This window comes from Streptomyces sp. NPDC005805 (assembly GCF_040630445.1).
In the GTDB taxonomy this organism is placed as follows: Bacteria; Actinomycetota; Actinomycetes; order Streptomycetales; family Streptomycetaceae; genus Streptomyces.
This window is the reverse complement of the sequence record NZ_JBEXXN010000010.1, coordinates 100,323-119,208: the sequence shown is the minus strand read 5'-3', so window position 1 is coordinate 119,208 and position 18,886 is coordinate 100,323. Positions and strand designations below refer to the sequence as shown.

Here is an 18,886-nt window from a genome sequence, read left to right as displayed (position 1 = left end):
CCCGTCCGGGAATCAGCCCTCCTCGTGGGCGACCGCGCGCCGCGCGTCCGCGTCCAGCACACCCCAGCTGATGAGCTGCTCGGTCAGGACCGAGGGGGACTGGTCGTAGATCACGGCCAGGGTGCGCAGGTCGTCCTGGCGGATCGACAGCACCTTGCCGTTGTAGTCGCCGCGCTGGGACTGGATGGTGGCCGCGTACCGCTGGAGCGGGCCGGCCTTCTCCTGCGGGACGTGGGCCAGGCGCTCCAGGTCGAGCACCAGCTTCGGCGGCGGCTCGGCGGCCCCGCCCGGCGTGGTGCCCGGCAGCAGCTCCTGCACGGGGACGCCGTAGAAGTCCGCCAGCTCGGCGAGGCGCTGCACCGTCACCGCACGGTCGCCCCGCTCGTAGGAGCCCACCACCACGGCCTTCCAGCGCCCCTGGGACTTCTCCTCCACGCCGTGGAGGGACAGACCCTGCTGGGTGCGGATGGCGCGGAGCTTGGCCCCGAGCTGCTTTGCGTATTCGCTGGACATATAGCTCCCCGGACGCTGTGACAACGTGCGGCTCCGCCGCGCGACTGGTAACTCACTGTGAGGTTACGCAGCGTGACTTGGCTGAGTCAAGCCGAATGATCCGGACCGGTTTCGGCCACGGGCCGGCGTACCCGGATCAGTACACCCATCAAGCACTGGTAACGTGGACGGCGCAATTCCGACGTCCTTTAAGAACCGTCCCGTGAGGCGGAGAAGGAGGTCCGTTTCGTATGGACACACAGCACAGCCCCGAGGTCCCGCGCCCCGTTCTGGAGGCCCCGGACATCGCGCGGGTACTCACCCGCATCGCCCACGAGATCGTCGAACGCGCCAAGGGCGCCGACGACGTGGTACTTCTCGGCATCCCGACCCGCGGCGTCTTCCTCGCCCGCCGGCTCGCCGACAAGCTCGAAGGCATCACCGGCCGGAAGATCCCCGTCGGCTCCCTGGACATCACCATGTACCGGGACGACCTGCGGCTCAAGCCCGCCCGCGCCCTCGCCCGCACCGAGATCCCCGGCGACGGCGTCGACGGCCGCCTCGTCGTCCTCGTCGACGACGTGCTCTTCTCCGGGCGCACCATCCGCGCCGCCCTCGACGCCCTCGGCGACATCGGCCGGCCGCGCGCCGTGCAGCTCGCCGTCCTCGTCGACCGCGGCCACCGCGAGCTGCCCATCCGCGCCGACTACGTGGGCAAGAACATCCCCACGTCGCTGCGCGAGGCGGTCAAGGTCCAGCTCGCCGAGGAGGACGGCCGCGACACCGTGCTGCTCGGCCTGAGGGGGACCGCCCCGGCCGCCGCCGGCGAGCAGTAGCACCCCCGTACGCCCCACCCCCGCGTACGGCGCGCGCTCCCGCGCGCCCGCACGTCTCGCGAACCTCCACAGACCTGGAGAAAACCCCCGATGATGCGCCACCTCATCTCGGCCGCCGATCTCACCCGCGACGAAGCCGTCCGCATCCTCGACACCGCCGAGGAGATGGCCCGGGTCGCCGACCGGCCGATCAAGAAACTGCCCGCCCTGCGCGGCCGCACGGTCTGCAACCTCTTCTTCGAGGACTCGACCCGGACCCGGATCTCCTTCGAGGCCGCCGAGAAGCGCCTCTCCGCCGATGTCATCAACTTCGCCGCCAAGGGCTCCAGCGTCTCCAAGGGCGAGTCGCTGAAGGACACCGCCCAGACCCTGGAGGCCATGGGCGTCGACGCCGTCGTCATCCGGCACGGCGCCTCCGGCGCGCCCTACCGGCTCGCCACCTCCGGCTGGATCGACGCCCCCGTCATCAACGCCGGCGACGGCACCCACCAGCACCCCACCCAGGCCCTGCTGGACGCCTTCACCATGCGCCGCCGCCTGATCGGTCCGGACGCCGGGATCGGCCAGGACCTGGCCGGCCGGCGGATCACGGTCGTCGGCGACATCCTGCACAGCCGGGTCGCCCGCTCCAACGTCGACCTGCTGCACACCCTCGGCGCCGAGGTCACCCTCGTCGCCCCGCCCACCCTGGTCCCCGTCGGCGTGGAGCACTGGCCCTGCGAGGTCTCCTACGACCTCGACAGCGTCCTCACCAAGTCGGACGCCGTGATGATGCTCCGCGTCCAGCGCGAGCGCATGAACGCGGCCTTCTTCCCCACCGAGCGCGAGTACTCCCGTCGCTACGGCCTCGACGGCGACCGGATGGCGAAGATGCCCGGCCACGCGATCGTGATGCACCCCGGCCCGATGGTCCGCGGCATGGAGATCACCGCCGAGGTCGCCGACTCCGACCGCTGCACCGTGATCGAGCAGGTCGCCAACGGTGTGTCCATCCGGATGGCCGTGCTCTACCTGCTGCTCGGCGGCAACGAGTCCGACGCCCCCAACCCCCGTACCGAGGAGAAGTAAGACCATGAGCAAGATCCTGATCCGCGGTGCGAGGCTGCTGGGCGGCGAGGCGCTGGACGTGCTGGTCGACGGCGCGGTGATCGCCGAGACCGGTACGGGGCTGTCCGCCGAGGGCGCCGAGGTGGTCGACGCCGCCGGGCAGATCCTCCTGCCGGGCCTGGTCGACCTCCACACCCATCTGCGCGAGCCCGGCCGCGAGGACTCCGAGACCGTCCTCACCGGCACCCGGGCCGCCGCGAGCGGCGGCTACACCGCCGTCTTCGCCATGGCCAACACCCACCCGGTCGCCGACACCGCCGGCGTGGTCGAGCAGGTCTACCGACTCGGCAAGGAGTCCGGCTACTGCGACGTGCAGCCCATCGGCGCCGTCACCGTCGGCTTGGAGGGCCGCAAGCTCGCCGAGCTGGGCGCCATGCACGAGTCCGCCGCCGGCGTCACCGTCTTCTCCGACGACGGCAAGTGCGTGGACGACGCCGTGATCATGCGCCGCGCCCTGGAGTACGTGAAGGCCTTCGGCGGGGTCATCGCCCAGCACGCCCAGGAGCCCCGGCTGACCGAGGGCGCCCAGATGAACGAGGGCGTCGTCTCCGCCGAACTCGGCCTGGGCGGCTGGCCCGCCGTCGCCGAGGAGTCGATCATCGCCCGGGACGTCCTCCTCGCCGAGCACGTCGGCTCCCGCGTCCACATCTGCCACCTGTCGACCGCCGGCTCCGTCGAGATCGTCCGCTGGGCCAAGTCCCGCGGCATCGACGTCACCGCCGAGGTCACCCCACACCACCTGCTCCTCACCGACGAGCTGGTGCGCAGCTACAACCCGGTCTACAAGGTCAACCCGCCGCTGCGCACCGAGCGGGACGTGATGGCCCTGCGCGAGGCGCTCGCCGACGGCACCATCGACATCGTCGCCACCGACCACGCCCCCCACCCGCACGAGGACAAGGACTGCGAGTGGGCCGCGGCCGCCATGGGCATGGTCGGCCTGGAGACCGCGCTCTCCGTCGTCCAGCAGACCATGGTGGAGACCGGGCTCCTGGACTGGGCGGGCGTCGCCGAGCGGATGTCCTTCGCGCCCGCCCGCATCGGCGGGGCCAAGGGCCACGGACGGCCCGTCTCGGCTGGTGAGCCCGCCAACCTCACCCTGGTCGATCCGGCTTACCGTGGTGTCGTGGACCCCGCGGGCTTCGCCTCCCGCAGCCGCAACACCCCCTACGAGGGCCGCGAGCTGCCCGGGCGCGTGACGCACACCTTCCTGCGGGGCCGTGCGACGCTCATGGACGGGAAGCTGGCGTGACACCTGCACTTGTGAATCTGGCCCTCACCGCGGCGAACACCGCCGCCGAGCGGAAGTCGGCGGAGGTGACCGACTGGGCCGCGCGCATCGGGTGGACCGTCGGACTGCTGATCTTCGTCGCCTTCGTCTACTGGCTGATGCGCCAGGGCTGGAAGTGGCGCGGCAGCCTCCAGTCGGACCTGCCCGAGCTGCCCGCCCTGCCCGAGGCGCCCGGCGAGCCGAGGCTCACCCTGTCCGGCCGCTACCACGGCTCCACCACCGCCGGGCAGTGGCTGGACCGGATCGTCGCCCACGGCCTCGGCGTCCGCAGCCGCGTGGAACTCACCCTCACCGACGCCGGGCTCGCGGTCGTCCGCCCCGGCGCCCGGGACTTCTTCGTGCCCGCCGACGCCCTGCGCGAGGCCCGCCTCGACAAGGGGATCGCCGGCAAGGTCCTCGCCGAGGGCGGTCTGCTGATCGTCACCTGGCAGCACGGCGAGCGGCTGATCGACTCCGGCTTCCGCTCCGACCGGGCCGCCGAGCAGACCACCTGGGCCGACACCCTCAACGACATGATCAAGACGACGGAAGGCACCGCACGATGACCACCTCCACCAGGGGAGCGGCCACCGCTCCCGCCGTGCTCGTCCTGGAGGACGGCCGCACCTTCCGCGGCCGCGCCTACGGGGCCGTGGGGGAGACCTTCGGCGAGGCGGTCTTCAACACCGGTATGACCGGCTACCAGGAGACCCTCACCGACCCGTCGTACCACCGGCAGGTCGTCGTGATGACCGCCCCGCACGTCGGCAACACCGGCTACAACGACGAGGACGACGAGTCCCGGCGGATCTGGGTCGCCGGATACGTCGTCCGCGACCCCGCCCGCGTCCCGTCCAACTGGCGCTCCCGCCGCACCCTGGACGACGAGCTGACCGCCCAGGGCGTCGTCGGCATCTCCGGGATCGACACCCGCGCCCTCACCCGGCACCTGCGCGAGCGCGGCGCCATGCGCGTCGGCATCTTCTCCGGCGAGGCCCTGGCCGACGAGGCCGCCCTCCTCGACCGGGTCCGGCAGGCCCCCGCGATGAAGGGCGCCGCCCTCGCCGCCGAGGTCGCCACCACCGAGCCGTACGTGGTGCCGGCCGTGGGCGAGAAGAAGTTCACCGTCGCCGCCCTCGACCTCGGCATCAAGGGCATGACCCCGCGGCGGATGGCCGAACGCGGCATCGAGGTGCACGTCCTGCCCGCCACCGTCACGGTCGAGCAGGTCTACGCCGTCGAGCCGGACGGCGTCTTCCTCTCCAACGGCCCCGGCGACCCCGCCACCGCCGACCTGACCGTCGTCAAGGCGGTCCTGGAGCGCGGCACCCCGCTGTTCGGGATCTGCTTCGGCAACCAGCTCCTCGGCCGGGCCCTCGGCTTCGGCACCTACAAGCTCAAGTACGGCCACCGGGGCATCAACCAGCCCGTGCAGGACCGCACCACCGGCAAGGTGGAGGTCACCGCGCACAACCACGGGTTCGCCGTCGAGGCCCCCCTCGACCGCGTCTCCGACACCCCCTACGGCCGCGCCGAGGTCTCCCACGTCTGCCTCAACGACGACGTGGTGGAGGGGCTGCGGCTCCTCGACCGCCCGGCCTTCAGCGTCCAGTACCACCCCGAGGCGGCCGCCGGCCCGCACGACGCCGCGTACCTCTTCGACCGCTTCGTATCTCTGATGAGCACCGCCCAGATGGAGGCCGAGCGTGCCTAAGCGCACCGATATCCAGTCCGTCCTGGTCATCGGCTCCGGCCCGATCGTCATCGGCCAGGCCGCCGAGTTCGACTACTCCGGCACCCAGGCGTGCCGCGTCCTCAAGGCCGAGGGCCTGCGGGTGATCCTGGTCAACTCCAACCCGGCCACGATCATGACCGACCCGGAGATCGCCGACGCCACCTACGTCGAGCCGATCACCCCCGAGTTCGTCGAGAAGATCATCGCCAAGGAGCGCCCCGACGCCCTGCTGCCCACCCTCGGCGGGCAGACCGCGCTCAACACCGCCATCTCCATGCACGAGCAGGGGGTGCTGGAGAAGTACGGCGTCGAGCTGATCGGCGCCAACGTCGAGGCGATCAACAAGGGCGAGGACCGCGACCTGTTCAAGGAGGTCGTCGAGGAGGTCCGGCGGAAGATCGGCCACGGCGAGTCCGCCCGCTCGGTCATCTGCCACACCATGGACGACGTCCTCGCCGGCGTCGACACCCTCGGCGGCTACCCGGTCGTCGTGCGCCCCTCCTTCACCATGGGCGGCGCCGGCTCCGGCTTCGCCCACGACGAGGAGGAGCTGCGCCGCATCGCCGGCCAGGGCCTCACGCTCTCCCCGACCACCGAAGTGCTCCTGGAGGAGTCCATCCTCGGCTGGAAGGAGTACGAGCTGGAGCTGATGCGCGACAAGAACGACAACGTCGTGGTCGTCTGCTCCATCGAGAACTTCGACCCGATGGGCGTCCACACCGGCGACTCCATCACCGTCGCCCCCGCGATGACCCTGACCGACCGCGAGTACCAGCGGCTGCGGGACATCGGCATCGCGATCATCCGCGAGGTCGGCGTCGACACCGGCGGCTGCAACATCCAGTTCGCCGTCGACCCGGCGGACGGCCGGATCATCGTCATCGAGATGAACCCGCGCGTCTCCCGCTCCTCGGCCCTCGCCTCCAAGGCCACCGGCTTCCCGATCGCCAAGATCGCCGCCAAGCTCGCCGTCGGCTACACCCTCGACGAGATCCCCAACGACATCACCGAGAAGACGCCGGCCTCCTTCGAGCCGACCCTCGACTACGTGGTCGTCAAGGCCCCCCGCTTCGCCTTCGAGAAGTTCCCGCAGGCCGACTCCACCCTCACCACCACCATGAAGTCGGTCGGCGAGGCCATGGCCATCGGCCGCAACTTCACCGAGGCCCTCCAGAAGGCCCTGCGCTCGCTGGAGAAGAAGGGCAGCCAGTTCGCCTTCACCGGCCCGGTCGGCGACAAGGCCGAGCTGCTGCGCGAGGCCGTGCGGCCCACCGACGGCCGGATCAACCTCGTGATGGAGGCCATCCGCGCCGGGGCCACCCCCGAGGAGGTCTTCGACGCGACCCGGATCGACCCCTGGTTCGTCGACCAGCTCTTCCTGATCAAGGAGCACGCCGACGAACTGGCCGCCGCCGACAAGCTCACCCCCGAGCTGCTCGCCGACGCCAAGCGCCACGGCTTCTCCGACGCCCAGATCGCCGACATCCGCGGCCTGCGCGAGGACGTCGTCCGCGAGGTCCGCCACGCCCTCGGCGTCCGCCCGGTCTACAAGACCGTCGACACCTGCGCCGCCGAGTTCGCCGCGCGGACCCCGTACTTCTACTCCTCCTACGACGAGGAGTCCGAGGTCGCCCCGCGCGAGAAGCCCGCGGTGATCATCCTCGGCTCGGGCCCCAACCGCATCGGCCAGGGCATCGAGTTCGACTACTCCTGCGTCCACGCCTCCTTCGCGCTGCACGACGCCGGCTACGAGACCGTCATGGTCAACTGCAACCCCGAGACCGTCTCCACCGACTACGACACCTCCGACCGGCTCTACTTCGAGCCGCTCACCCTGGAGGACGTCCTGGAGATCGTGCACGCCGAGTCCCTGGCAGGACCGATCGCCGGTGTGGTGGTCCAGCTCGGCGGCCAGACCCCGCTGGGCCTCGCCCAGGCCCTCAAGGACAACGGCGTGCCCGTGGTCGGCACCTCCCCGGAGGCCATCCACGCCGCCGAGGACCGCGGCGCCTTCGGCCGGGTGCTCGCCGAGGCCGGGCTCCCCGCGCCCAAGCACGGCACCGCCACCACCTTCGCCGGCGCCAAGGCCATCGCGGACGAGATCGGCTACCCGGTCCTGGTCCGCCCCTCCTACGTCCTCGGCGGCCGGGGCATGGAGATCGTCTACGACGAGACCCGGCTGGAGGCGTACATCGCCGAGTCCACCGAGATCTCCCCGTCCCGCCCGGTCCTGGTGGACCGCTTCCTCGACGACGCCATCGAGATCGACGTCGACGCCCTCTACGACGGCCATGAGCTCTACCTCGGCGGCGTCATGGAGCACATCGAGGAGGCCGGCATCCACTCCGGCGACTCCGCCTGCGCCCTGCCCCCGATCACCCTCGGCGGGCACGACATCAAGCGGCTGCGCGCCTCCACCGAGGCCATCGCGGCGGGCGTCGGCGTCCGCGGACTGATCAACATCCAGTTCGCGATGGCCGGCGACATCCTCTACGTCCTGGAGGCCAACCCCCGCGCCTCGCGGACCGTGCCCTTCACCTCCAAGGCCACCGCGGTGCCGCTCGCCAAGGCGGCCGCCCGGATCTCGCTCGGCGCCACCATCGCCGAACTGCGCGCGGAGGGCCTGCTGCCGCGCCAGGGCGACGGCGGCACCCTGCCGATGGACGCGCCGATCTCCGTCAAGGAGGCCGTGATGCCGTGGACCCGCTTCCGCGATGTGCACGGCCGCGGCGTGGACACCGTCCTCGGCCCGGAGATGCGCTCCACCGGCGAGGTCATGGGCATCGACTCGGTCTTCGGCACCGCCTACGCCAAGTCCCAGGCCGGCGCCTACGGCCCGCTGCCCACCAAGGGCCGCGCCTTCGTCTCCGTCGCCAACCGGGACAAGCGGTCGATGATCTTCCCGGCGCGGGAGCTGGTCGCCCACGGCTTCGAGCTGATGGCCACCTCCGGCACCGCCGAGGTCCTGCGGCGCAACGGCCTGCACGCCACGGTCGTCCGCAAGCAGTCCGAGGGCGAGGGCCCAGGCGGCGAGAAGACCATCGTCCAGCTCATCCACGACGGCGAGGTCGACCTCATCGTCAACACCCCCTACGGCACCGGCGGCCGGCTCGACGGCTACGACATCCGCACCGCGGCCGTCGCCCGCTCCGTCCCGTGCCTGACGACGGTCCAGGCCCTCGCCGCCGCCGTGCAGGGCATCGAGGCGCTCGGGCGCGGCGACATCGGCGTCCGCTCCCTCCAGGAACACGCCGAACACCTGACCGCAGCCCGCAACTAGCACCGAGGGGGACACCGGAAACGGTGTCCCCCTCCTCATGCCCCATGAGGACACCGCTGTGTACAAGCTCTTCTTCCGACTCGTCTTCACCCGCATGGACCCCGAGCGGGCCCACCACCTCGCCTTCCGCTGGATCCGCCGCGCGGCCCGCGTCCCCGTCCTGCGCACCTTCCTCGCCGCCGCCCTCGCCCCCCGCTTCACCGAACTGCGCACCGAGGCGTTCGGCCTGCGCATGCACGGCCCCTTCGGGCTGGCCGCCGGCTTCGACAAGAACGCGGTCGCGATCGACGGCATGGCCATGCTCGGCTTCGACCACGTCGAGATCGGCACGGTCACCGCACGGCCCCAGCCCGGCAACCCGAAGCAGCGCCTCTTCCGGCTGGTCCCGGACCGGGCCCTGATCAACCGGATGGGCTTCAACAACGACGGCTCCGCCGTGGTCGCCGCCCGCCTCGCCGCCCGCCGCGAGGTCTTCCGCACCACCGTCGGCGTCAACATCGGCAAGACCAAGGTCGTGCCCGAGGCCGAGGCCGCCGCCGACTACGTGGAGTCCACCGAGCGGCTCGCCCCGCACGCCGACTACCTGGTGGTCAACGTCTCCTCGCCCAACACCCCCGGGCTGCGCAACCTCCAGGCCACCGAGTCCCTGCGGCCCCTGCTCACCGCCGTGCGCGAGGCGGCCGACCGGACCGTCACCGGCCGCCGCGTCCCCCTCCTCGTCAAGATCGCCCCCGATCTCGCGGACGAGGACGTGGACGCCGTCGCCGACCTGGCCGTGGAACTCGGCCTGGACGGCATCATCGCCACCAACACCACCATCGCCCGCGAGGGCCTGGCCTCCCCGGCCGCCCTCACCGCCGAGACCGGCGGCCTCTCCGGCGCCCCCCTCAAGGAGCGCTCCCTGGAGGTGCTGCGCCGCCTCTACGCCCGTGTCGGCGACCGGATCACCCTGGTCGGCGTCGGCGGCGTCGAGAACGCCGAGGACGCCTGGCAGCGCATCCTCGCCGGGGCCACCCTCGTCCAGGGCTACAGTGCCTTCGTCTACGAGGGCCCCTTCTACGCCCGCGCGATCCACAAGGGCCTCGCCGCCCGCCTCGCGGCCAGCCCGTACGCCACCCTCGCCGAGGCCGTCGGCGCCGAGACACGGAAGGCAGCCACCGCATGAGCCCCCTGGAACCCTTCGGCACCCGGCTCCGCCACGCCATGGACACCCGCGGTCCGCTCTGCGTCGGCATCGACCCGCACGCCTCCCTGCTCACCGCCTGGGGCCTGAACGACGACATCGCGGGCCTGGAGCGGTTCACCCGCACCACCGTCGAGGCGCTCGCCGACCGGGTCGCGGTCCTCAAGCCGCAGTCCGCCTTCTTCGAGCGCTTCGGCTCCCGGGGCATCGCCGTCCTGGAGAAGGCCGTCGAGGAGGCCCGCGCCGCCGGGGCCCTGGTGCTGATGGACGCCAAGCGCGGCGACATCGGCTCCACGATGGGCGCCTACGCGGAAGCCTTTCTGCGCAAGGACTCGCCGCTCTTCTCGGACGCGGTGACCCTCTCCCCGTACCTCGGCTTCGGCTCACTGCGCCCCGCGCTGGACCAGGCCGTGCTGAGCGGCAGCGGGGTCTTCGTGCTGGCGCTCACCTCCAACCCGGAGGGTGCCGAGGTGCAGCGCGCCGCCGCGGCGGACGGCCGGTCCCTGGCCCAGCTGATGCTGGACCACATGCGGGCCGAGAACGAGGGGGCCGCGCCCCTCGGCCCGGTCGGCGCGGTCGTCGGGGCCACCCTCGGCGACGCGGGCGCGGACCTGGACATCAACGGCCCGCTGCTGGCCCCCGGGATCGGCGCGCAGGGCGCGACCGCGGCCGACCTGCCGGCCGTGTTCGGGGCCGCGGTGCGCAATGTGGTGCCGAGCGTCAGCCGGGGGGTCCTCGCCCACGGCCCGGACGCGGCGGCGCTGCGCGCGGCGGCGGACCGGTTCGCCGGCGAGGTCCGCGAGGCCGTGGCCTCGGCGGAGGGCTGAGCGCGCCCCGGCGGAGGGCTGTGCGTGGCCCCGGCGGGGGGCTCTGCGCGTCCCTGGGGCGCGACCCCGACAGTTTCTTCACAGAAACCCGGTCATTATGTCTGAAAAGTCCTGGTCGGCCGATGCTGACCAGGACTTTTCGTCTGTTCTCGCTGACTGGAGCCCTGTTGGCCGCTAGTCTCCGTCGAAGAGCGAACGAGCAGGGCCGCTGTACCGCACTGTTCGCGCGCTCACCTGGTGCGGAGCGACCGAGTTCCGCGCCCGGTCCGTATCCGACAGTTCGACATCCGAGGTGACGTAGGCGTGGCTCTTCCGCCCCTTACCCCTGAACAGCGCGCAGCCGCGCTCGAAAAGGCCGCCGCGGCTCGCCGGGAGCGGGCCGAGGTCAAGAATCGACTCAAGCACTCCGGCGCCTCCCTCCACGAGGTCATCAAGCAGGGCCAGGAGAACGACGTCATCGGCAAGATGAAGGTCTCCGCCCTCCTGGAGTCCCTGCCGGGCGTGGGCAAGGTCCGCGCCAAGCAGATCATGGAGCGGCTCGGCATCTCCGAGAGCCGCCGCGTGCGCGGTCTCGGCTCCAACCAGATCGCGTCCCTGGAGCGCGAGTTCGGCGGCGGCGCCGCCTAGCAGGCGTCCGCGCAGGCGTCCGGATGCCCGCCGGCCGTTTCCCGGTCCTGCCGGGAACGGTCCCGGGCACTCCCCGGAACCTGGATAATCGCTGCATGGCAGCAGAGGTTCGTCCGCGGCTGACCGTGCTCTCCGGCCCCTCGGGGGTCGGCAAGAGCACGGTCGTCGCGCATATGCGCAAGGTTCACCCCGATGTGTGGCTCTCGGTGTCCGCGACGACACGCAAGCCCCGCCCGGGCGAGAAGCACGGCGTCCAGTACTTCTTCGTCTCCGACGACGAGTTCGACAAGCTGGTCGCCAACGGCGAACTGCTGGAGTGGGCCGAGTTCGCGGGCAACCGCTACGGCACCCCGCGCCGCGCGGTGCTGGAGCGCCTGGAGACGGGCGAGCCGGTGCTGCTGGAGATCGACCTCCAGGGCGCCCGGCAGGTCAAGGAGTCCATGCCGGAGTCGCAGCTGGTCTTCCTCGCGCCGCCGAGCTGGGAGGAGCTGGTCCGCCGGCTCACCGGCCGGGGCACCGAGTCCGCCGAGGTGATCGAGCGCCGCCTCGCCGCGGCCAAGGTCGAGCTGGCCGCCGAGGCCGAGTTCGACACGACCCTGGTGAACACCTCCGTCGAAGGCGTGGCCCGTGAGCTGCTAGCCTTGATGGAAGTTGTTTGATCGTACGTCCGATCGTTCTGCAAGTTCTTCGGAAGGCTAGAGAGTGTCCTCTTCCATCACCGCGCCCGAGGGCATCATCAACCCGCCGATCGACGAGCTGCTCGAGGCCACCGACTCGAAGTACAGCCTCGTGATCTACGCGGCCAAGCGCGCCCGTCAGATCAACGCGTACTACTCGCAGCTCGGCGAGGGCCTCCTTGAGTACGTCGGGCCCCTGGTGGACACCCACGTCCACGAGAAGCCGCTCTCGATCGCCCTGCGCGAGATCAACGCGGGTCTGCTGACCTCCGAGGCCATCGAGGGCCCGGCTCAGTAGCGGCGCAGTACCCAGCTCTTCCCACAGGCCCGGCGGCCCGACCGCCGGGCCTGTGGTCTGTCCGGGCCCGGTCCGGCCGCGATGGTCCGCCGTGGGCGGCGCGGCGGGAGTGGTGCAGCATGGTGTCGAGAATCCGAGCGCGGGGAGGCGCAGTGGGCAAGCCGAAGGTGGTCCTGGGAGTCAGCGGCGGCATCGCCGCCTACAAGGCGTGCGAACTGCTCCGCCGGCTCACCGAGTCCGGGCACGAGGTCCGGGTGGTCCCCACCGCGTCCGCACTGCACTTCGTGGGCGCCCCCACCTGGTCCGCCCTCTCCGGGCACCCGGTCTCCACCGAGGTCTGGGACGACGTCCACGAGGTCCCGCACGTCCGCATCGGCCAGCACGCCGACCTGGTCGTGGTCGCGCCCGCCACCGCCGACCTGCTCGCCAGGGCCGCCCACGGGCTCGCCGACGACCTGCTCACCAACACCCTGCTCACCGCGCGCTGTCCGGTCGTGTTCGCCCCCGCGATGCACACCGAGATGTGGGAGCACCCGGCCACCCGGGAGAACGTCGCCACCCTGCGCCGCCGCGGGGCCGTCGTGATCGAGCCCGCGGTCGGCCGGCTCACCGGTGTCGACACCGGCAAGGGGCGGCTGCCCGAGCCGGGGGAGATCTTCGAGGTCTGCCGCCGGGTCCTCGCGCGCGGCACCGCCGCGCCGGACCTCGCCGGGCGGCACCTGGTGATCAGCGCCGGCGGCACCCGCGAGCCCCTGGACCCGGTCCGTTACCTGGGCAACCGCTCCTCTGGCAAGCAGGGCTACGCGTTGGCCCGGACCGCCGCCGCGCGGGGCGCCCGGGTCACCCTGATCGAGGCCAACACCGGGCTGCCGGACCCGGCGGGCGTGGACGTCGTCCACGTCGGCACCGCGATCCAGCTCCGCGAGGCGGTGCTGAAGGCGGCCGCCGACGCCGACGCGGTGGTGATGGCCGCCGCCGTCGCCGACTTCCGGCCCGCCGAGTACGCCACCGGGAAGATCAAGAAGCGGGACGGCGTCGAGGCCCCCGAGATCACCCTGGTCCGCAACCCGGACATCCTCGCGGAGATCTCCGCCGACCGCGCCCGCCCGGACCAGGTGGTCGTCGGCTTCGCCGCCGAGACCGACGACGTCCTCGCCAACGGCCGCGACAAGCTCCGCCGCAAGGGCTGCGACCTGCTGGTGGTGAACGAGGTGGGCGAGCGCCGCACCTTCGGCGCGGAGGAGAACGAGGCGGTGGTCCTCGCGGCGGACGGCACCGAGACGCCGGTCCCGCACGGCCCGAAGGAGGCGCTGGCCGACACGGTCTGGGACCTGGTGGCCCCACGCCTCGGGGGCGGGGCGGGCGCGGGCGCGTAGCCGGGCCCGCCCGGCGGCCCGGGCACGGGCGGTGCTCCCGGCCCTCGCCGTGCAGGGCGCACTTGAGGAGGCGGGGGGCCCGCGCGGGCGGTGCTCCCGCCCCGGGCGCGTAGCCGGACCTGCCCGGCGGGCCCGGGCCACGGACTCGGGGCCTGCGCGGCGCGGGGCGGCGCTCTCTCCGAACCCGACCCGGCTCGACCACCGGCCGAGCCGGGGCGGGGCCGGTGGTGGGGCCGCCCGGGCGGCCCGCCTCGGGTGCCGGACCTGCCCGGCGGGCCCGGGACGCCTGCGCGGCGCGCGGCGGGGCTTTCCTCGGCCGGGCCGAGTCGTCGACCGGCGGGACCCGGCGAGTCCCCGGACCGCCGGTCGGGCCGCGGAGGGGCCCGGCTCGGGTGGGGGCGAGGCCCCGCTCGCGGGGGCCTCGCGGGCGGAGTGTGTCGGGCGTTCGACGGCTGTGAGAAACCCCGCGAATGTCGCGAAGCGCACACCGCACAGGCGCTATCGTCGTAGCGATTCGACCGCGCGCCACAGGTCAGCGGGCTCCCAAGGTGCGAGACGGGTGTCCGAGCCCGGGACGCGACCGATAAACTGATACGCGGAACGTCGCGGGGCGCAGCCCCCTGCCGGTCCGTCAATGATCAGCCAGCAGCCGCTGCAACCCCAGGGAGCGATGTGTCCCGCCGTCTCTTCACCTCGGAGTCCGTGACCGAGGGTCACCCCGACAAGATCGCCGACCAGATCAGCGACACCATTCTCGACGCCCTGCTCCGGGAGGACCCGACCTCCCGCGTTGCCGTCGAGACCCTGATCACCACCGGCCTCGTGCACGTCGCCGGCGAAGTGACCACCAAGGCGTGGGCCGACATCCCCACCCTGGTGCGCAACCGGATCCTCGACATCGGCTACGACTCCTCGAAGAAGGGCTTCGACGGCGCCTCCTGCGGTGTCTCGGTGTCCATCGGCTCGCAGTCGCCCGACATCGCCCAGGGCGTCGACACCGCCTACGAGAAGCGCGTCGAGGGCGACGAGGACGAGCTCGACAAGCAGGGCGCCGGCGACCAGGGCCTGATGTTCGGCTACGCGTGCGACGAGACGCCCGAGCTGATGCCGCTCCCGATCCACCTCGCCCACCGGCTCTCCCGCCGCCTGTCCGAGGTCCGCAAGAACGGCACCATCCCCTACCTGCGCCCCGACGGCAAGACGCAGGTCACCATCGAGTACGACGGCGACAAGGCCGTCCGCCTCGACACCGTGGTGGTCTCCTCGCAGCACGCCTCGGACATCGACCTGGACTCGCTGCTCGCCCCCGACATCCGCGAGTTCGTCGTCGAGCACGTCCTGAAGCAGCTCGTGGACGACGGCATCAAGCTCGACACCGAGGGCTACCGCCTGCTGGTCAACCCGACCGGACGCTTCGAGATCGGCGGCCCGATGGGCGACGCCGGCCTCACCGGCCGCAAGATCATCATCGACACCTACGGCGGCATGGCCCGCCACGGCGGCGGCGCCTTCTCGGGCAAGGACCCGTCCAAGGTCGACCGCTCCGCCGCGTACGCCATGCGCTGGGTCGCGAAGAACGTCGTCGCCGCCGGCCTCGCCTCGCGCTGCGAGGTCCAGGTCGCGTACGCGATCGGCAAGGCCGAGCCCGTCGGCCTCTTCGTCGAGACCTTCGGCACGGCCACCACGGACGTCGAGAAGATCGAGCAGGCCATCACCGAGGTCTTCGACCTGCGCCCGGCCGCGATCATCCGCGACCTGGAGCTGCTGCGCCCGATCTACGCCCAGACCGCCGCGTACGGCCACTTCGGCCGTGAGCTGCCGGACTTCACCTGGGAGCGCACCGACCGGGTGGACGCGCTGCGCGCGGCGGCGGGCCTCTAGGCACCGACCGCCCGCTCCTCCGAAGGGCCCCGGACCGAGCGGTCCGGGGCCCTTCGGGCGTTGTCGGCGGTCGTCCGGACGTCGGCCGCCGGGCCGGCCGGGGTGTCGGTGGGCTCTGGTAGGAATGGGGCTGTGAGCAGCGACGACCAGCAGCCCGGGGAGCCCGCCGACGGCGGGCCGGAGCAGCTCGCGCTCATCCGGGAGACCGTGCGCCGGGCCAAGGTGCCGCGGGCCAAGCCGCGCACCTGGCGGGGCGCCGCCCTGGCCAAGGAGCTGCCCGTCGCCCGGGTCATGGTCGACAAGGGCGCCCTCCACCTCGACCGCCTCTGGGACTACGCGGTCCCCGAGGAACTGGACGAGGCCGCGCAGCCGGGCGTGCGGGTGCGGGTCCGCTTCGGCGCCGGCGCCCACCAGGTGCGGGACGGGCGGCGCGAGGGCGGCGGCCTGATCGACGGCTTCCTCGTCGAGCGCCTCGCCGAGTCGGACTACAACGGGCCACTCGCCGCCCTCGCCCATGTCGTCTCGCCCGAGCCCGTCCTCAGCCCCGGGATGCTGGGCCTCGCCCGCGCCGTCGCCGACCGGTACGCGGGCAGCCTCGCCGACGTCCTCCAGCTCGCCGTCCCGCCGCGCAACGGCAAGGCGGAGGCGGCCGCCTCCCCGGAGCCCCTGCCGCCCCCGCCCGCCCCCGAGCCCGGCACCTGGGAGCGGTACGGGCGCGGGCCCGCCTTCCTGGAGTCCCTGGCCGGCGGCGGCTCGCCGCGCGCGGTGTGGACGGCCCTGCCCGGACCGCACTGGCCGGAGGAACTGGCCCGGGCCGTGGCCGCCACCCTGGCCTCCGGCCGGGGCGCCCTGGTCGTGGTCCCGGACGGCCGCCGGGCGGCCCGGGTGGACGAGGCCCTCACCGGCCTCCTCGGCCCCGGCCGGCACGCCCTGCTGACCGCCGAGTCCGGACCGCAGAAGCGGTACGCGCAGTGGCTCGCGGTGCGCCGGGGCTCGGTCCGCGCGGTAGTGGGGACCCGGGCCGCGATGTTCGCCCCCGTCCGGGACCTGGGCCTGGTCGTGATCTGGGACGACGGCGACGCCAGCCACAGCGACGACAACGCCCCCTTCCCGCACGTCCGGGAGGTCCTGGAGCTGCGCGCCGCCCACGCCGGCTGCGGCTTCCTGCTCGGCTCCACGAGCTGCACGGTGGAGGCGGCGCAGCTCGTGGAGAGCGGCTGGGCCGCCCCCCTCGTCGCCGACCGGGCCCGGGTCCGGGCCGCCGCGCCGCTGGTGCGGACCGTCGGCGACCAGGACCAGGCGCGGGACGAGGCGGCCCGGGCCGCCCGGCTGCCCAGCATCGCCTGGGAGGCGGCGCGGGAGGGGCTGCGCCACGGGCCGGTCCTCGTCCAGGTGCCCCGGCGCGGCTACGTCCCCCGGCTCGCCTGCGAACGCTGCCGCACCCCGGCGCGCTGCCGGCGCTGCGCCGGGCCCCTGGAGGCGCCGGACGCCCGGGATCTGCACTGCGGCTGGTGCGGGGCGGCGGAGGGGGAGTGGCACTGCGCGGAGTGCGGCGGCTTCCGGCTCCGGGCGAGCGTGGTGGGCGCCCGGCGCACGGCCGAGGAGCTGGGGCGGGTCTTCCCGGCGGTGCCGGTGCGCACCTCGGGCCGGGACCATGTCCTCGACGCCGTCCCGGGGCGGCCCGCGCTGGTGGTGTCCACGCCCGGCGCGGAACCGGTCGCCGAGGGCGGTTACGCGGCGGCCCTGCTGCTCGACGGCTGGGCGATGCTCGGGCGGCCCGACCTGCGGGCGGGCGAGGAGGCCCTGCGCCGCTGGATCGCGGCGGCCGCGCTGGTGCGGGGGCAGGAGGAGGGCGGCCGGGTGGTCGTGGTCGCCGAACCGACCCTGCGCCCGGTGCAGGCCCTGGTCCGCTGGGACCCGGTGGGCCACGCGCTGCGGGAGCTGGCGGAGCGGGCGGAGCTGGGCTTCCCGCCGGTCTCCCGGATGGCGGAGGTCGTCGGGCCGCCCGAGGCCGTGCTGTCCTTCCTGGCCGCCGCGGAACTCCCGCCGGACGCGGAGGTGTTGGGCCCGGTCCCGCTGCCCCCGCCCGGACCGGGCCGTGCCCCGGGCGGCCGGACCCGGCCAGGCCCGGGAGAGCGGTGGGACCGGGCGCTGCTGCGCGTCCCGCCGGGCAGTGGCGCGGCCCTGGCCGCCGCCCTGAAGACGGCCCAGGCGGCCCGCCTGGCCCGTGGCGGCGCGGACCCGGTCCGCATCCGGGTGGACCCGCTCTCCATCGGCTGAGGAGCCCGCCGCCGGGCTCGCGGACCGCGCGGCCCCGCCCGCTCTCCGGCGCGCCGGCCGCCGGCACCCGCGCGGGCACTGCTTCGGCAACGACCGCACGCGGGCCTGCGCGAGGCGGTCGCCCCGGGGCCGTGGCGCGGGACCGGCGTGCCCGGCTCGGCCCGCGCGGGGCGCAGGCCGAGCCGGAGTCCGGCCCGCCCGCGCGAGGGGCCGCTGTGCCCGGACCGCGGCGCGCCCCGGCCCCGGAGGAGGTGCTCTCCGGGGCCGGGGCGCCTGCGGCCGGGGGTGTGCCGCGGGCTCGGGTCGTCAGCCGTTGCGGGGGCCGGGGAAGGCGCCCGGGCGCTGGTCCGCCGGCATGGAGCGGGCGGCCGGGACCGAGGGGAGGGGGCCCGGCAGGGTGCGGGCCGCCGGGGCGTCCGCGGTGTGCTCGACCGGGTCCACGGGGCCGGGCTGCGGCGGGGCGGTGGCCCGGCGGGAGCCGTAACGGCGGTGCACGGCCTGTTTGGTGACGCCGAGCGCGGACCCGACGGCGTCCCAGGAGAACCCGAGGGAGCGGTCGAAGTCCACGGCCGCGGTCACCAGGGTCTCGACGCTGTCCCGCAGTTCCTGCGCGAGGCGCACGGTCGGGGCCGGGGCCCTGCCGTAGACGACGAAGCCCGTGGACGGGCCGGAGCGGCGCGGGCGGTAGACATTGCCCAACTGGGCGGTGAGGGTGCGCAATGCGTCCACCTGCCGGCGGACCCGCTCGATGTCCCGCACCAACAGGTGCAGGCTGGCCCGGGCTTGGGCATCGTGGGTTGCGTGGTCGGCCATCGACAAGCCTCTCGAACCGGCGTTGAAAGGATCGGGCCGCGTACCGGCGGCCCGCTTCGGTCAATCTCTCTTGACCAACGCGCCAGGCGCCGATGTGGTCACGCTTCGGGGCGTATGCGCATATGCGCGGGGCGCGCGTGCTCGCGTACGCCCCCTGCGCCCACGGGTCATAGACTGGTGAGCTGCCCGTCGCCGTGCGCGCCG

At 73.4% G+C, this 18,886-nt stretch carries 16 protein-coding genes; 14 read left to right on the top strand and 2 right to left on the bottom strand.

The window, feature by feature from the left end:
* Positions 1 to 12: 12 nt before the first annotated feature.
* Entirely contained in the window at positions 13 to 513 is a 501-nt protein-coding gene (bldD, locus tag ABZ457_RS08580) for a transcriptional regulator BldD (protein WP_030355502.1), read from the bottom strand.
* A gap of 230 nt (positions 514 to 743) precedes the next feature.
* Between bldD and pyrR the strand changes: the two genes are divergently transcribed.
* The 14 genes from pyrR (at position 744) to ABZ457_RS08510 (ending at position 17,869) form a co-directional block, all read left to right on the top strand.
* Positions 744 to 1,328, top strand: a complete 585-nt coding sequence (pyrR, locus tag ABZ457_RS08575; protein ID WP_359155341.1) for a bifunctional pyr operon transcriptional regulator/uracil phosphoribosyltransferase PyrR — start codon at positions 744 to 746, stop codon at positions 1,326 to 1,328.
* A 90-nt stretch (positions 1,329 to 1,418) separates the two neighbouring features.
* Positions 1,419 to 2,396, top strand: coding sequence for an aspartate carbamoyltransferase catalytic subunit (locus ABZ457_RS08570; RefSeq protein WP_359155339.1), 978 nt, complete (start codon positions 1,419 to 1,421; stop codon positions 2,394 to 2,396).
* Between the two features lie 4 nt (positions 2,397 to 2,400).
* A complete protein-coding gene (locus ABZ457_RS08565; protein ID WP_359155337.1) occupies positions 2,401 to 3,687 on the top strand; it encodes a dihydroorotase in 1,287 nt (428 codons plus the stop codon).
* Positions 3,684 to 4,271 carry a hypothetical protein gene (locus tag ABZ457_RS08560; RefSeq protein ID WP_359155335.1) on the top strand — a complete coding sequence of 196 codons (588 nt, stop codon included), beginning with the start codon at positions 3,684 to 3,686 and terminating at the stop codon, positions 4,269 to 4,271. Before ABZ457_RS08565 ends, ABZ457_RS08560 begins: the two co-directional genes overlap by 4 nt.
* Positions 4,268 to 5,419 (top strand): glutamine-hydrolyzing carbamoyl-phosphate synthase small subunit, encoded by a 1,152-nt coding sequence (gene carA, locus ABZ457_RS08555; protein ID WP_359155334.1) that lies wholly within the window; start codon positions 4,268 to 4,270, stop codon positions 5,417 to 5,419. Before ABZ457_RS08560 ends, carA begins: the two co-directional genes overlap by 4 nt.
* A complete protein-coding gene (gene carB, locus ABZ457_RS08550) occupies positions 5,412 to 8,720 on the top strand; it encodes a carbamoyl-phosphate synthase large subunit (protein WP_359155332.1) in 3,309 nt (1,102 codons plus the stop codon). The genes carA and carB overlap by 8 nt, the downstream gene beginning before the upstream one ends.
* A gap of 58 nt (positions 8,721 to 8,778) precedes the next feature.
* Positions 8,779 to 9,885, top strand: coding sequence for a quinone-dependent dihydroorotate dehydrogenase (locus ABZ457_RS08545; RefSeq protein ID WP_359155387.1), 1,107 nt, complete (start codon positions 8,779 to 8,781; stop codon positions 9,883 to 9,885).
* Positions 9,882 to 10,730: an orotidine-5'-phosphate decarboxylase gene (pyrF, locus tag ABZ457_RS08540; protein WP_359155329.1), complete on the top strand. Its 849-nt coding sequence runs from the start codon at positions 9,882 to 9,884 to the stop codon at positions 10,728 to 10,730. The genes ABZ457_RS08545 and pyrF overlap by 4 nt, the downstream gene beginning before the upstream one ends.
* A 303-nt stretch (positions 10,731 to 11,033) precedes the next feature.
* Positions 11,034 to 11,357: an integration host factor gene (locus ABZ457_RS08535; protein WP_005319887.1), complete on the top strand. Its 324-nt coding sequence runs from the start codon at positions 11,034 to 11,036 to the stop codon at positions 11,355 to 11,357.
* 95 nt (positions 11,358 to 11,452) lie between these two features.
* On the top strand, positions 11,453 to 12,016 hold the full coding sequence (gmk, locus tag ABZ457_RS08530; RefSeq protein ID WP_359155327.1) for a guanylate kinase: 564 nt from the start codon (positions 11,453 to 11,455) through the stop codon (positions 12,014 to 12,016).
* Between the two features lie 43 nt (positions 12,017 to 12,059).
* On the top strand, positions 12,060 to 12,332 hold the full coding sequence (rpoZ, locus tag ABZ457_RS08525) for a DNA-directed RNA polymerase subunit omega (RefSeq protein WP_005319902.1): 273 nt from the start codon (positions 12,060 to 12,062) through the stop codon (positions 12,330 to 12,332).
* 119 nt (positions 12,333 to 12,451) lie between these two features.
* On the top strand, positions 12,452 to 13,708 hold the full coding sequence (gene coaBC / locus ABZ457_RS08520; RefSeq protein ID WP_359155325.1) for a bifunctional phosphopantothenoylcysteine decarboxylase/phosphopantothenate--cysteine ligase CoaBC: 1,257 nt from the start codon (positions 12,452 to 12,454) through the stop codon (positions 13,706 to 13,708).
* Between the two features lie 672 nt (positions 13,709 to 14,380).
* Entirely contained in the window at positions 14,381 to 15,589 is a 1,209-nt protein-coding gene (gene metK / locus ABZ457_RS08515) for a methionine adenosyltransferase (RefSeq protein ID WP_359155323.1), read from the top strand.
* Between the two features lie 132 nt (positions 15,590 to 15,721).
* Positions 15,722 to 17,869, top strand: coding sequence for a primosomal protein N' (locus ABZ457_RS08510; protein WP_359155321.1), 2,148 nt, complete (start codon positions 15,722 to 15,724; stop codon positions 17,867 to 17,869).
* 306 nt (positions 17,870 to 18,175) lie between these two features.
* On the opposite strand, the gene ABZ457_RS08505 is transcribed toward ABZ457_RS08510, so the two are convergent.
* Positions 18,176 to 18,682 (bottom strand): hypothetical protein, encoded by a 507-nt coding sequence (locus tag ABZ457_RS08505; protein ID WP_359155319.1) that lies wholly within the window; start codon positions 18,680 to 18,682, stop codon positions 18,176 to 18,178.
* Between the last annotated feature and the right edge of the window lie 204 nt (positions 18,683 to 18,886).